This is a genomic window from Stenotrophomonas sp. 2YAF26 (assembly GCF_052114625.1).
Classification (GTDB): Bacteria; Pseudomonadota; Gammaproteobacteria; order Xanthomonadales; family Xanthomonadaceae; genus Stenotrophomonas; species Stenotrophomonas indicatrix.
In genome coordinates, this window is sequence record NZ_JBFRFC010000005.1 from 261,296 (window position 1) to 274,249 (window position 12,954).

The following is a 12,954-nucleotide window of genomic DNA, read 5'->3' on the forward strand; positions in this document are numbered from 1 at the left end:
CGCGCTCAGCGGTCCAGGCGCACCTGCACGCTGCCCGAGTGCGACTGCACGCGGATATCGCCATCGCCGCTGCCCAGGCGGGCATCCAGGCTGCTGCCCGGCCCATAGCGCGGCCGTTCGACCTTGCCGGCGTCACTGTTGATCGACCCGCTGAAGCTGTTCACCGACAGCTGCGCCGACACCGTGCGCGGCAGGCGCAGGCTGACCGATGCGCTGACCGACTCCACGTTGATGCGCCCGCCCGGCGCCAATGCGGTCGCCGACAGGTCAATGCCGCCGGATACCGTCTCCACCACCAGGCGCTGGATGCGACCGGCATCGACGCCGACCCGGCCGGACACCGTCTGCGCCCCGATCTCGCCGGAAACTCCGCCACCGGCCTCGATCCGGCCGCTGACCGTGTTCACGTCCAGCCGCGGGGTCTGCAACCGTGCAGTGACATTGCCGCTGACCGTGTTGAGCACGCTGTCGCCGCTACGACCAGCGGCGGCAAGATTGCCACTGACGGTGTCGGCCTGCAGGCGTCGCACATCAACGCCACTGATGTCCTGGTCGGCACTGACCGTGCTCAGCAGCAGCTCGACCGAGCGCGGCACGTTGAGGGTCAAGGTGGCGCCGCCATTGTTGCCGCGTCGCGGATACTCGATTTCCCAGCGCACCCGGTTGGCACTCTTTTCCTGGCGCAGCTGCAAGCCGTCGCTGAGCGTGCCGGTGAGCTGCACGTCATTGCGGTCCCAGCCGCGTACAGTCACCTTGCCAGCGACGTTGCTCAGTTCGATGYGGCCGCCTGCCGCAACATTGTGGCGTTCATCGACGCGCGTATCGGCCAGCGCCATGGCGGGCACCAGCAGCAGGGCCGCGCAGAGAAGGGGAAGGGTTCGCATCGGGGTCTCCTCAGGTTGTCAGACCGGAAGCGGCCTGGGCCGCCTGCCGGGTCAGTTCGAGCCGCAGCGCATAGGTCCGCTTGAGCTGTCCAAGCAGGTGCGGCGCACGCGGGTCCTGCACCATCGCGGCGCGGATCTGTTCCGCGCTGCGATCCAGTTCATGCAGCGCGGGCTGCCACTCCGGCGCAGTGCCATCAGGCAGCGACGCCACGGCCTGCCGGTACTGTTCGGTCATCGCATCGGCCTGCAGCTGCAGGCCATTGGGTGCAGGCAGCGCCTCGGGTGCATGCCGCCACGGCGCCACCGCGTAGAGCGCGAGGCTGGCCGCCAACGCCGCGCCAACCGGCAGCCACCAGCGGCGACGGGTGCGCAGTGGCAAGGCCACCACGTTGTCCACCGGCGCCTGCACGGCAACCGGTTCGCGGGGTGGCAACCGCGCCGACAGGCGTTCCCAGCCATCAGCCGGTGCGCTGCGTTCCGCGGGAAGGGCGCGCAGGCGCGCCAGCAGATCGTGATCGGGGTCGTGCGTAGTCATGTCATGTCTCCCAGGCGCGCGCGCAGCAGGCCACGCGCGCGATGCAGCTGTGCTTTGGAACTGCCGACCGCCATCTGCAGCTGGCCGGCGATTTCATGGTGTTTCCAGCCTTCGATATCGTGCAGCACCAGTACCGCACGCGCGCGCGGCGGCAGGGTCGCCAACGCGCGCTCCAGGTCGCGTTCGGTGCCGGCGCAGCCATCATGCACCGCCATCTCCGGTATGCCACCGTCAACGTCGTCCAGGCTGTCGTGGTCATGCCCGGCGGCACGACCGCGCAGTTCCATCAGCGCGGCGTTCACTCCCAACCGATGCAGCCAGGTCGACAGGCTGCTCTCGAAACGGAAGCCCGGCAGTGCCTTCCATGCCTGCAGGAAGGCCTCCTGCAGTGCATCCTCGGCGCGTGCCTGCTGCCCGCCACACAGGCGCCACAACGAGGCAAACACCCGCGGCGAATGCCGCCGATACAGCAGTTCGTAGGCAGCGGTATCGCCGGCCGCCGCCGCACGCACCAAGGCGGTTTCGTCGACGGCGTCGGTGGCGGCAGGCGGCGCGGGCATGGTGGTGTCGAGCATATCCGTTGGATGCGGCCAGCCGGAAAAAGGTTTAGATCTGCCGACACGCTTTCCGCTTGCAACCTTTTCGCGCCTGGCTGCATCCATCACAGGTCCCCCGCAGGCCTGCCCGGCCAGGAGCCTCCCATGTCCAGTCCTTCCTGCGCCGCCCTGCTGGCGATCGTGGCCTGCATGCTGCTGCAGGCGTTCGGCGTTTCCCTGCACTGGCGTGCCGAGAGCGGCCGCGCCTGCCTGCAGCAGCACAAACGGGACCTCGTCTGCCTTGCCTGGGCACAGGCGGTCGAAACGTCGACACGCGCCGGGTAACATCAAGCCCCGTTTCGTCACACGTTGTCGCCCCATGATGTTGTCGCTGAAGGACCACCTGCCCGCCTGGACCCACCCCTGGCTGCATGACATCGGGATCGCCCTGCAGATCCTGATCACCCTGCTCGCCGCCTGGCTGCTGCGGGTGCTGGCGCGGCGCCTGATCCGCCGCTTCGCCGACCACTACACGCTGCCGCCGGAAATGGTGATGGGCGCGCGCCGGATCACCAGCTTCGTGGTCTATTTCAGCGCGGTGCTGTACATCCTCAGCCTGCTCGGCGCATCGCCCTCGGTGCTGTGGACGGCCTTCACCGGTTTCGCTGCGGTGGGTGCGGTGGCGTTCTTCGCGGCCTGGAGCGTGCTGTCCAACATCTTCTGCACGCTGCTGATCTTCACCACGCGGCCGTTCCGCCTGCATGACTACATCGAAGTGCTGGAGAACGGCGAAAAGCCCGGGCTGAAGGGCCGGGTAATCGACGTGAACCTGATCTACACCACGCTGCAGGAAACCGGCAACGGCCACGAGGGCACGGTGCTGCAGCTGCCGAACAACCTGTTTTTCCAGCGCACGGTGCGGCGCTGGCGCGATCCGACGCAGGCGCCCGGCGGCATCCAGGGCGACGGCTGAGGGGATTGTTCGGCAGGGCTGCGCCCTGCACCCGCAGAGGCCTTCAAACCAAGGCAACGTCAACGTCAACGTCAAAAGCCGGCATTCCGTGGGATGGCGGGGCACTGTGGGTGTGCGGGGACGCCGTGAACCCATCCCTGGGGGCTTGGTCGCGGCATCCATGCCGCTCACACCCCGCAAACCCACAGTGCCCCGCCTTCGACAATTCCCGGCTGCTGTTGGTAGGTGTCGACCTTGGTCGACACGTCGATCCACGCCATGCGTGGATGCTCTTCGATCCAATATCGAAATATTCGATTTCCATCGGAATTCATCCACGCATGGCGTGGATCCAACAGACACCTGGAAACTGTCAGAGGCGGGGTGGTGTGGGGTTGCAGGACCGTTGGCGCCATGTATGGCGCCATCGAGCCCCCAAGGATGAGGGCGCTTTGCTTGCGAAGCACTGCTTCGCAAGCGCCCGAACGCACAGCCGCCAGCGGCTGGGCCGGACCGCGGAGCGGGGTTTACGGCGTCTCCCGCAACCGGGCCCACCACGCCATCCCACGGAATGCCGCTGTTGCTGTTGCTATTGCTCTTAAGGTTGCCGGCCAGCGGCCGGCACTACCGCGGGTGCAGGGCGCAGCCCTGCCGACCATCCTTATCGCAGTTGGCTGTCCTTGCTGCCCCGGCGGTTGTAGCCACTCTGCGCCTGTTCCTCTTCGTCGTGCGCCTGCTGACAGTTCACGCACAGCCGTACGCCGGGCACCGCCTGACGCCGCGCCAAGGGAATCGGCGCGTCGCATTCTTCACAGTGTTCCAGACCCGGACCCTGGCGCAGCTGGCGCCGCGCGCGGGCAATCGCATCGTCGACGGTGGCGTCGATCTGGTCCTGGACCGCGCCATCTCCGGCCCAACCGGTAGCCATGGCCATCCTCCGCAGGTGTGTCGCCTGATATGGGGACAATACACCCACGGAAAAGGCATCTGCGTCCGCAGCGCTTCAGCAACCTGAGCAGAGAAGGGGACGGAGGGGATTACGTCGTTTGTGGCAGAAACGACGTAACCCCCTCCGTCCCCCTTTTTCTTACCAGACCAGGTCGTCGGGGACCTGGAACTGTGCGTAGTAGGCGTCGTCCTCGGCGTTGCCGGTGGAGATCTCGGCGCTGGAGCCGGGCGTGCCATGGTCGACGACGATGGCCTCCGGGGCGCGCTCGCGCACCTTCTCCGCTGCCGCGCGCGGCAGCACCGCGTAGCTGTCGCCATGGGCCACGATGACCAGCACGCCCACCGACAACGCCTTGCGCAGCTTGGTATCGATCAACAGGGTGCGGATCACCGCGCCATCGCTGAAGCGGTACTCGTCCTCGCCTTTGTGCGGCACGGCGTGGGCGCTGATGATCTGCCTGGCCTGCGCCTTACGCTCAGCCTGCTTGGCCTGCGCGTTGCGCTCGGCAGCCAGCGCACGGTCACGCTCGATCTTCTCGGCCCGCGCGCGTTCAGCTTCACGCTGGACCTCTGCCGACGTCGACTCGGCCTTGCCCTGGCGGGCCTTGGCCTGTTCACGCGCGGCGGCACTGGCCTGCGACTTCTTGGCCAGGCCGGCCTTGAGCAATTGTTCCTGCAGCGCGTTGGGCTTTGCCATGGTCGATACGTACCGCGTGTAATCTGGATGCCCCATTCTACCGACGCGCCGACGCCCCTGCATGGCTGTCCTGAAGTACCTCACCGGCTACCCCGAACCCCTGGTCGCCCAGGTCAGCGATCTGCTGGCGCAGGGCAAGCTCGGCCCCTGGCTGCAGCAGCGCTACCCCGACCCGCATGAGGTGCGCAGCGACCGCCAGCTGTACGACTACACCCTGGACATGAAGGACCGCTACCTGCGCAAGTCGGTGCCGCTCAACAAGGTCTGCTACGACAACACGCTGGAGGTCATCAAGCATGCCCTGGGCACCCACACCGCCATTTCCCGTGTACACGGCGGCCGGCTCAAGGCCAGCCGCGAGATCCGCATCGCCACCGTGTTCCGGCAGGCGCCAGCCGCCTTCCTGCGCATGATCGTGGTGCACGAGCTGGCCCATCTGAAGGAGGCCGACCACAACAAGGCCTTCTACCAGCTGTGCCAGCACATGGAGCCGGATTACTTGCAGCTGGAGTTCGATACCCGCCTGTACCTGACCGAGCTGGCCAACCGCGGCCAGCGCTGAGCCGGCGTAGCGGCTACACTGCGCGCCCCCTGCCCGACCTTTCGCCATGGAACCGACCCGACTCGACAAACGCCTGTCCGCCCTGCTCGGCATCCCGCGTGGTGAAGCGCGGCGCTATATCGAGGGCGGCTGGGTCAGCGTCGATGGCGAAGTGGTGGAACAGCCGCAGCGCCCGGTGGACGAGAGCGCCAGCATCGTGGTGGCCGAGCAGGCCAGCGACAGCAAGGCAGAGCGCGCCAGCATGCTGCTGCACAAACCGGCTGGCGTGCCGGCCGATGCCCTGTGCGCGCTGATCCGCACCGAGACCCGCAGCGAACTGGATGCCAGTGACATCCGCCCGCTGCAGCGGCACTTCCACGGCCTGCAGCTGGCATCCTCGCTGCCGGCCGACGACAACGGGCTGGTGGTGGTCAGCCAGGATCCGGCGGTGCTCGCGCACCTGCAGCGCAACCTGGGCCGCACCGAACAGGAGTACCTGGTCGAAGTGGCTGAAGGCGGCCCGGAACGTGGCCCGTGGCTGATGGCCCGGCTGCAGCATGAAGCAGGCGGCCCGAAGGTCAGCTGGCAGAGCGAGCAGCGCCTGCGTTTTGCAGGCAAGGGACTGACCGCGAAGGGCCTGAGGACTGCGGTGACGGCTGCCGGCCTGCAGGTCGTGGCCGTACGCCGCCTGCGCATCGGCCGGGTGGCGCTGGGCCCGCTGGCCGTGGGCCAGTGGCGCTATCTGGGCAGCGACGAGCGGTTCTGAGCCACGGCGCTTCATCCACGCATGGCGTGGATCTACCGGTGACAGGTCATCCACGCATGGCGTGGATCTACCTCCAGGCGTGACGTGGATCTACCATCGGCGTCATGAGTCTGCGCAAACCCCTATGGCGACGCCTGYTGCGCGTCGCCGCGATCATCATCGCCGCACTGCTTCTGCTGGTCCTGTCCGGCCTGCTGCTGGCCGACCACCTGGCCCCGCAGGCGCGCGGCGAAGCATCGCAGGTACTGCCACTGCAACCTTCGCAGACGCCCATTGATCGGCAGATGATGCCCCTGCAGGCCGCCCATCCCGGGCAGTCGGGCGTGGCCTTCCTCAGCGATGGCATGGATGCGTTCGCTGCCCGCGCGATGATCACCGAGCACGCCGGCCGCAGCCTGGACCTGCAGTACTACATCTGGCACGACGACCTGATCGGCCACTTGATGGCCAAGGCGCTGTACGACGCTGCCGAACGTGGCGTGCGCGTGCGCATCCTGCTTGATGACATGAATGCCAAGGACAAGGATGCGCTGATGATGGCGCTCGATGCGCATCCCAACATCGAGCTTCGCCTGTACAACCCGTTCCGCAACCGCAGCGGCATCGCCCGCACGCTGGAGCTGGTGCAACGCGCCTTCAGCGTGAACCACCGCATGCACAACAAGAGCTGGATCGCCGACGGACGCATCGCGATCGTGGGTGGCCGCAACATCGGCGAGGAATACTTCAGCGCGCGCAGCGACGTGAATTTCCAGGACCTGGACCTCGTGGTGGCCGGCCCGGCCGTGCAGCAGGCCAACCAGATCTTCGACGACTACTGGAACAGCGACGCGGCGATTCCGATCTCGGCGCTGGCGACCTATACCGATGCACAGCTGCGCCAGCTGGTGCGCCAGTCCGATCTGGACGCGCTGCATGCGCAGGCCCAACCGTACCTGCAGCGCGTGGCCGAGTCGCGCCAGCGCCAGCGTGCCAGCCCGGAGCCGCTGCACTGGAGCAGGCAGGTACGGATCGTGTCCGATCCACCGATGAAGCACCACGGCGATGCGCACGACGACTGGCTGGTCACCGAACTGGTCCGGCAGCTGCAGTCGACGCGCTACAAGGCACTGTTGATCTCGCCGTACTTCGTCCCCGGCAGCGAAGGGCTGGACGGACTTTCGGCGATGGCCGGCCGTGGCGCCCAGGTAGGCGTGGTGACCAACTCGCTGGCGGCCAACGATGTGGCTGCCGTGCACGGTGGCTACATGGGCTACCGGGTGCCGCTGCTGAAGGCCGGCGTGCAGCTGTACGAACTGAAGGCGAACGGCCAGGCCGGTGACGGCAGCCTGTTCGGCAGCAGCGGCGCCAGCCTGCACACCAAGGCATTGCTGGTCGACGACCGGCGCGGGTTCGTCGGATCGTTCAACCTCGATCCGCGTTCGGCCTATCTCAACACCGAGATGGGCGTGCTGTTCGACGACCCAGTGCTGGGCGCACAGCTGCGCTCGGAATACCTGCGCCTGGCCAGCCCGGAACACAGCTGGTGGCTGGCACTGGGCGCTGATGACGAACTGCGCTGGTTGCAGCGCGAGCCGCCGCCGCACTGGGTCGATGCCGAGCCCGGCAGCAGTCTCGGCAAACGCTGGACGGCACGGGTGATCAGCTGGTTGCCGCTGGAATCCCAGCTGTAACGATCAGGGGGCGGCCCCCTCGCCATCGCCGTGCAGGCTTTCGTCCAGGGTTTCCACATTGCGCCCATGCAGGCGCCGCCAGATCCAGCGCAGCGCGTGCGGCGGCGCTGCCGGCAACTGTTCCAGCAAGGCCAGCATGCGGCCCTGGCTGGCATGCCCGTGCCGGCACAGCAGACTGGCCGCCGCGGCGGCGCTGGCCAGGCGCAGGCTGTCGGCCAGCGGACCATCAGCGTCAGGTGCCAGCGCCTGATGCACCGGTTCGGGCAGTTCCCAGGCGGCAGCCACCCGCTGTGCCAGCGGTAGTGACCACTGCTGCAGCAACTGCAGGGCCAGCGCCGGCTCCACCTCTTCGCCACGCGCCTGTGCTTCCTGCAGCAGTTGACGCATGACCAGCGCCGCACCCAGGCCCTGCACCAGGCCCAGCCATTGCGCAGCGAAGGCATCGCCGAAGGTGACCGTGCGGGCGTGGTCGGCGGCCGCGCGCGACGCCAGCAGAGCGTGCTCCCAGATGATCGAACTGAACTGCGGGAACACCTCGCACTGCACCTGCATCACCGGCTGCACCAGCACTGCGCTGATGATCTGCCGCACACCTTCGGTGCCGACCAGGGTCACCGCCCGCTGCAGGCTTTCCACAGGCCGCTCGTGCACCTTGTAGACCGGGCTGTTGGCAATCCGCAGCAGATTGCCGGTCAGCACCGGATCCTGGCCGATGATGGAGGCCATCACCCGCGCAGACGCAACGTCGTCATTGACCGTCTGGATCAGCTGCGGCAGCAGTTGCGGCCGTCGCGGCAGCTGCCGGGTGGCCCAGTCGCGGTCCCGCAGTGCACGGTCCACCGCTTCGGCCAGACCCGATGCGCTGACCGCCGCCGGTTCGCCTGCCAAGCGCGGATACAGGGCCAGCGCGTGCAGTCCGCGCTGCAGGTGAGCGGCGACCTCGGCCGCCGGCAAGGCGTCACCTTGCAGACTGGCCGCCGCAGCGGCCACGGCCTGGCGGGGGGCTGCGGCCAGACGTGCCGGGGCCTGCCCGGTCAGCTGCGACAGCCAACGGAGCACGGATCGCCACCACGCTGCGGTCATCGCCGCCCACCCTGTCGTTGTCCTGCTGCTGCCACGGCCTGCCCCTGCACCTTCATCACATCCGGCCACCTGCCGTCGTCGCAGCATCGGCCGCACTTTCATCTTCTTTAACCCGGACCCCTCCGGCGTCGACGGCATATCCCGGGCGAATGGACTAGAATGGCGCCGCGCGACCCGTCCCCCTGTACCGACGACGTCGCTTTTTTTGTTTTCGGACCCTACCGTTCATTGGCAGTTCGCCGCAGTTCACCGCAGATCGCGCCATCGGAGACCCCATGCTATTCGAAACCCTCGCAACCACCGGCCACGAACAGGTGGTGTTCTGCCACAACCAGGATGCCGGCCTGCGGGCGATCATCGCCATCCACAACACCACCCTGGGCCCCGCCCTGGGCGGGGTGCGCATGCGCCCCTACGCCAGCACCGACGATGCGCTGGCCGATGTGCTGCGGCTGAGCCGCACGATGACCTACAAGAATGCGCTGGCCGGTCTCAATGTCGGTGGCGGCAAGGCGGTGATCATCGGCGACCCCAAGGCCGACAAGACCGAAGTGCTGTTCCGCGCGTTCGGCCGCTATGTCGATTCGCTGGGCGGTCGCTACATCACGGCCGAGGACGTCGGCACCGACGTCAACGACATGGAGAACATCTACCTGGAGAGCCAGTTCGTCACCGGCGTGCACCAGGTCCATGGCGGCTCGGGAGATCCGGCCCCGTTCACCGCCTATGGCGCGCTGCAGGCGCTGATGGCCTCGATGCGCTTCAAGTTCGGCCATGAGGAAGTGGGCAAGACCAGTATCGCGGTGCAGGGCCTGGGCCATATCGGCATGGAACTGGTGAAGCTGCTGCGCGACCGTGGCGCCAAGCTGTACGTGACCGATCTGGACAGCGCGCTGGTGGACCGTGCGGTCAACGATTTCGGCGCCGAGGCAGTCAAGCCGGACGAGATCCACGAAGTGAACGCCGACGTGTTCGCGCCGTGCGCGCTGGAAGGCGCGATCAACGCCGACACGCTGCCGCGGATCAAGGCGAAGATCATCTGTGGCACCGCCAACAACCAGCTGTCCAGCCTGGAGATCGGCGACGAGCTGCATGCGCGCGGCATCCTGTATGCGCCGGACTACGCGGTCAACGCCGGTGGCGTGATGAACGTGTCGCTGGAAATCGACGGTTACAACCGCGAGCGCGCGATGCGGCTGATCCGCAGCATCTACCACAACCTGACGCGCATCTTCGAGCTGTCGCAGCGCGAGAACATCGCCCCGCAGCGCGCGGCTGACCGGATCGCAGAAGCGCGCATCCTGTCGATCGGCAAGCTGAAGATGCCGCTGGGCCGCAGCACACCGCGCCTGGGCAATCTGCGCGGCGGCTGAGCGCCACCCCCGGCAACCGGACGCGTGCCGACCGTGGGTCGGCACCGCCGGATGAACGCGCCGGGCAAGCCCGGCGCCATGATCAGAAGCCGGTGCTGTAGCGCAGCGCCGCCTGACGTGCATCATCGCCACCCACGCGCTGGTCGATACCCAGGCTCAGGCGGCCATTGCGGCCCCACCACGATTCCAGCGCCAGGCCGAACAAGGCACTGCCACGCGGTGCGTCAACACCGGCCAACGGCGCCCAGGCATCAACGCCGACGAAACTTGCCTGCCAGGCCTGCTCACCGCCGTCCAGCCGTTGCTGCCATTCGGCATGGCCGCGCAGCATCCAGCGCCCCCACTGCCGTTCACCCCGCAGGCCCGCCAGCATCTGGCTGCGCTGTGCACGTGATGCCTCACCGCGAAGGCCGAAACCGAAGCCGCCCTGCTCACTGAAGCCATCGGTATCCAGGCGGGTGCTGCTGGCCCCCAGGTACGGGGTCAACGACGCACCGATGCGCCCGAAACGGTAGCCGCCTTCGACGCTGGCACTGCTGAAACGCCCGCCGTAGCGCGCGGACACACCGTAGGCAGCGGCGCCCAGCAGCAACTGTCGGTCCAGCTCACGGGTGAACTGGCCGGTGCCGAACTGGGCCAGCGCATAGCCACGCCCAAGGTTCCAGCCGGCATACAACTGCGCCTGCGTCTGGCGGTCACGCCCACGATCGCCACTGAAGTTGCTGCCGCCGTTGCTGCGGGTTTCGCCAAAGGCCATGCCCAGCAGGCCGTTGCTGCCCAGTGCCAGGTCCTGGCCGGCCATCCAGCCCTGGCTGTCGGCGGCGTTGCCGGCAAAGCTGCCCTGCCCGGCTTCGCCCAGCGCGCTCTGCCAGGCGCCACGCAGCTTCGGCGCAGCCTGCACGCGGTCGAAGCGCTCGGCAACCGCGCGGCGCGACATGTCCACGCTGTCGAAGGTCGACGCTTCAGCGCGCGCATGCGCTTGTCCGGACAGGCTCTCCAGGCTCGCCGACAGGCCATCGGTTCCGCCAGACGTACGCTGCAGCGCGCCTGCGGCCACGCCGAACGCCGAGCCCTGCAGATCCACATTGCGGTCCAGCGCGGTGAATGCCGACTGCACCCGCAGTGCCGATGCCTGTGCATTGGCACCCAGGCCCGATGCGGCTGCCGAAACGTTGACCTGGGTCAGGTCCATCCACGCGTCGTTGCTGCCATAGCCGTACTGCGCCTGCAGCAGGGTCAGGCCGTTGGCGCCGGTGTTGGCCACCGGCGTGGTGAACGTGCCGTTGATACCGCCGTTGGCATGGACCAGGCCCTGGCGGCTGCCGACCTGCGGCACGTAGCCGGACACGATGCCATCGACCACGACGCCACCGGCCAGGCGTGCGGTGCCGGTCACCTGCAGCGCGTTGACACCCAGTGCGACGATCAGCTGCGCATCCGGCCGCTGGCTGTAATTGCCTTCGATGGTCGCGGTGGTGTTGGCGTTGACCAGCACCACGCTGGCGCCGTTGTCGACGTTGCCGATCACCCGCGGCGTACCGGGCATGAACTGCAGGCCGGCCATCGAGGCCCCGCCGGAACCGGAGACGCTCACGTTGGAACGGATCACGGCGCCACTGCGCAGGGCCAGGGTGCCGCGCTCAATGCGGGTCGCACCGCTGTAACTGTTGTTGCCGCTCAGCTCCAGCCGGCCATCGCCGCGCTTGATCAGGCCGCCAGTGCCGGCGATGTCGTTGCTCCAGATCGAGCCCGAAGAGGCCGCGTCGACATTGACCGTGACATCGCCCCAGTCGAAGCGGCCGGGCCCGTTCACCGCCTTGCCGACGTTGAGCATGCCGTAGCCGTAGATGGGATCGACGCCCGGCGCACCGATGTCGGTGGCGGTGCCGAGCAGGGTCTGCCGCACCAGGTCGTTGTCGAAGTAGGGATAGCGCTGCCAGACCAGCGCCGCAGCACCGGAGATCAGTGGCGCGGCGAAGGACGTACCGTAGTTCCACAGGTACTTGCCGGTACCCGGCTCCGGAAACACCGCGCTGCCGGGAGCGGTCAGGCAATAGCGCGCGGCGTCGCCACAGGCATTGGCCCACGGCGCACGTTCACCGGGCTTGTTCGGATCGATCGCAGTAGCTACCAGCCAGCCTTTTTCCAGATCCGCTGCCGGCAGCGATCCGCCGAAGCCACGCTGGCTGGGCAGCGCGGCCACGCTGCTAGGCTGGTCGCGCCCTTCGTTGCCTGCAGCGAAAACCACCAGGCCACCGTGATTGATGATGAAGGGGCGATATTCGCCCGCGACCTGCGCGGTGGTGCCGAGGTCGGTCCAGTACAGGCCGCCCCAGGAATTGTTCATCACCTTCACGCCGTAGTTGATCAGGTCCTGGTGGACCCCGGCCACGCCCAACGTGCCGCTGAAGGAATTGCCCTTGCCGCTGCCGTCGTCCTTGGGCGCGGTGTCGGAAATGATGCGCGCCGAGACGATCTCCGCACCCGGAGCGATGCCCCCGGGCCAGACACCCACCGATGCGCCGGCGGCCAGGCTGGCTACCGCCGTGCCATGGCCAAGCACGTCATCGACGTTGAGATTGTTGCGGCTCGGGTCGATGTAGTTGAGGTTGGCCACCACCCGCCCGTTCAGCGCCTCGGCATTGCGCAGCACGCCCGAATCGACGATGCCGATGCGCACGCCGCGGCCGGTCGCGCCAGTGACCTGTGCGGCACGCGCGTTGGTCTGTGCCAGATGCGCATCCACAGCCGGTTCCAGCGGCTTGGACGCGGGAGGCGGGGTGACCGGGGGCGTGACCGGAGGCGTGGTCGGGGGCGGGTCGATGCGCACGTTGCTGCCGCCCCCTCCACCGCCACACGCCGACAGCGCCACCGCCAGCGCCGATGCCAGGACCGACCTTCCCATCGTCTTACGTTCCATCGTTTCCTTCCCATGAACGTTGGCCTGCCGCCATCCGGGCAGGCAT

General features: G+C 67.7%; 13 protein-coding genes. 6 read left to right on the forward strand and 7 right to left on the reverse strand.

Annotation, left to right across the window (positions count from 1 at the left end):
• Positions 1-5: 5 nt before the first annotated feature.
• Genes AB4Y98_RS08040 through AB4Y98_RS08050 form a run of 3 tightly spaced genes read right to left on the reverse strand, consistent with a single transcriptional unit; the run spans position 6 to position 1,994 of the window.
• The gene (locus tag AB4Y98_RS08040; protein ID WP_442244118.1) at positions 6-884 is read right to left on the reverse strand and encodes a DUF4097 family beta strand repeat-containing protein; all 879 of its coding nucleotides are present in this window, start codon (positions 882-884) and stop codon (positions 6-8) included.
• Between the two features lie 10 nt (positions 885-894).
• On the reverse strand, positions 895-1,419 hold the full coding sequence (locus AB4Y98_RS08045) for a hypothetical protein (protein ID WP_442244119.1): 525 nt from the start codon (positions 1,417-1,419) through the stop codon (positions 895-897).
• The gene (locus AB4Y98_RS08050; RefSeq protein WP_191078812.1) at positions 1,416-1,994 is read right to left on the reverse strand and encodes an RNA polymerase sigma factor; all 579 of its coding nucleotides are present in this window, start codon (positions 1,992-1,994) and stop codon (positions 1,416-1,418) included. Before AB4Y98_RS08050 ends, AB4Y98_RS08045 begins: the two co-directional genes overlap by 4 nt.
• Before the next feature lie 126 nt (positions 1,995-2,120).
• Between AB4Y98_RS08050 and AB4Y98_RS08055 the strand changes: the two genes are divergently transcribed.
• Together AB4Y98_RS08055 and AB4Y98_RS08060 are read left to right on the forward strand one after the other, a co-directional pair.
• Complete coding sequence (locus AB4Y98_RS08055; RefSeq protein ID WP_312788176.1) at positions 2,121-2,300, forward strand: hypothetical protein; 180 nt, start codon at positions 2,121-2,123, stop codon at positions 2,298-2,300.
• A 34-nt stretch (positions 2,301-2,334) separates the two neighbouring features.
• Complete coding sequence (locus tag AB4Y98_RS08060) at positions 2,335-2,928, forward strand: mechanosensitive ion channel family protein (RefSeq protein ID WP_025879067.1); 594 nt, start codon at positions 2,335-2,337, stop codon at positions 2,926-2,928.
• A 640-nt stretch (positions 2,929-3,568) separates the two neighbouring features.
• On the opposite strand, the gene AB4Y98_RS08065 is transcribed toward AB4Y98_RS08060, so the two are convergent.
• The gene (locus AB4Y98_RS08065) at positions 3,569-3,835 is read right to left on the reverse strand and encodes a DksA/TraR family C4-type zinc finger protein (protein ID WP_025879161.1); all 267 of its coding nucleotides are present in this window, start codon (positions 3,833-3,835) and stop codon (positions 3,569-3,571) included.
• A gap of 159 nt (positions 3,836-3,994) precedes the next feature.
• Complete coding sequence (locus AB4Y98_RS08070) at positions 3,995-4,552, reverse strand: DUF2058 domain-containing protein (RefSeq protein ID WP_312787298.1); 558 nt, start codon at positions 4,550-4,552, stop codon at positions 3,995-3,997.
• 61 nt (positions 4,553-4,613) lie between these two features.
• Here AB4Y98_RS08070 and AB4Y98_RS08075 point away from each other — a divergent pair, with 61 nt between their 5' ends.
• The 3 genes from AB4Y98_RS08075 (at position 4,614) to AB4Y98_RS08085 (ending at position 7,532) form a co-directional block, all read left to right on the forward strand.
• Positions 4,614-5,114 (forward strand): M48 metallopeptidase family protein, encoded by a 501-nt coding sequence (locus tag AB4Y98_RS08075; RefSeq protein WP_442244120.1) that lies wholly within the window; start codon positions 4,614-4,616, stop codon positions 5,112-5,114.
• 46 nt (positions 5,115-5,160) lie between these two features.
• Entirely contained in the window at positions 5,161-5,859 is a 699-nt protein-coding gene (locus tag AB4Y98_RS08080; protein WP_025879164.1) for an RNA pseudouridine synthase, read from the forward strand.
• A gap of 104 nt (positions 5,860-5,963) precedes the next feature.
• Positions 5,964-7,532, forward strand: a complete 1,569-nt coding sequence (locus AB4Y98_RS08085; protein WP_312110079.1) for a phospholipase D family protein — start codon at positions 5,964-5,966, stop codon at positions 7,530-7,532.
• Between the two features lie 3 nt (positions 7,533-7,535).
• Here AB4Y98_RS08085 and AB4Y98_RS08090 read toward each other — a convergent pair whose 3' ends face one another.
• Complete coding sequence (locus AB4Y98_RS08090; RefSeq protein ID WP_442244121.1) at positions 7,536-8,615, reverse strand: HDOD domain-containing protein; 1,080 nt, start codon at positions 8,613-8,615, stop codon at positions 7,536-7,538.
• 275 nt (positions 8,616-8,890) lie between these two features.
• On the opposite strand from AB4Y98_RS08090, the gene AB4Y98_RS08095 reads away from it, so the two are divergent.
• The gene (locus AB4Y98_RS08095; RefSeq protein ID WP_312110677.1) at positions 8,891-9,988 is read left to right on the forward strand and encodes a Glu/Leu/Phe/Val dehydrogenase dimerization domain-containing protein; all 1,098 of its coding nucleotides are present in this window, start codon (positions 8,891-8,893) and stop codon (positions 9,986-9,988) included.
• Between the two features lie 82 nt (positions 9,989-10,070).
• Here AB4Y98_RS08095 and AB4Y98_RS08100 read toward each other — a convergent pair whose 3' ends face one another.
• Positions 10,071-12,908 carry a S8 family serine peptidase gene (locus AB4Y98_RS08100; RefSeq protein ID WP_442244122.1) on the reverse strand — a complete coding sequence of 946 codons (2,838 nt, stop codon included), beginning with the start codon at positions 12,906-12,908 and terminating at the stop codon, positions 10,071-10,073.
• Positions 12,909-12,954 lie beyond the last annotated feature (46 nt).

Excerpts from the sequence above, each read along its gene's own strand:
- AB4Y98_RS08100 (WP_442244122.1), bottom strand. The coding sequence starts at position 12,908 with ATGGAACGTAAGACGATGGGAAGGTCGGTCCTGGCATCGGCGCTGGCG.
- AB4Y98_RS08080 (WP_025879164.1), top strand. The coding sequence starts at position 5,161 with ATGGAACCGACCCGACTCGACAAACGCCTGTCCGCCCTGCTCGGCATC.
- AB4Y98_RS08065 (WP_025879161.1), bottom strand. The coding sequence starts at position 3,835 with ATGGCTACCGGTTGGGCCGGAGATGGCGCGGTCCAGGACCAGATCGAC.
- AB4Y98_RS08050 (WP_191078812.1), bottom strand. The coding sequence starts at position 1,994 with ATGCTCGACACCACCATGCCCGCGCCGCCTGCCGCCACCGACGCCGTC.
- AB4Y98_RS08095 (WP_312110677.1), top strand. The coding sequence starts at position 8,891 with ATGCTATTCGAAACCCTCGCAACCACCGGCCACGAACAGGTGGTGTTC.
- AB4Y98_RS08070 (WP_312787298.1), bottom strand. The coding sequence starts at position 4,552 with ATGGCAAAGCCCAACGCGCTGCAGGAACAATTGCTCAAGGCCGGCCTG.
- AB4Y98_RS08075 (WP_442244120.1), top strand. The coding sequence starts at position 4,614 with ATGGCTGTCCTGAAGTACCTCACCGGCTACCCCGAACCCCTGGTCGCC.
- AB4Y98_RS08060 (WP_025879067.1), top strand. The coding sequence starts at position 2,335 with ATGATGTTGTCGCTGAAGGACCACCTGCCCGCCTGGACCCACCCCTGG.
- AB4Y98_RS08055 (WP_312788176.1), top strand. The coding sequence starts at position 2,121 with ATGTCCAGTCCTTCCTGCGCCGCCCTGCTGGCGATCGTGGCCTGCATG.
- AB4Y98_RS08090 (WP_442244121.1), bottom strand. The coding sequence starts at position 8,615 with ATGACCGCAGCGTGGTGGCGATCCGTGCTCCGTTGGCTGTCGCAGCTG.
- AB4Y98_RS08045 (WP_442244119.1), bottom strand. The coding sequence starts at position 1,419 with ATGACTACGCACGACCCCGATCACGATCTGCTGGCGCGCCTGCGCGCC.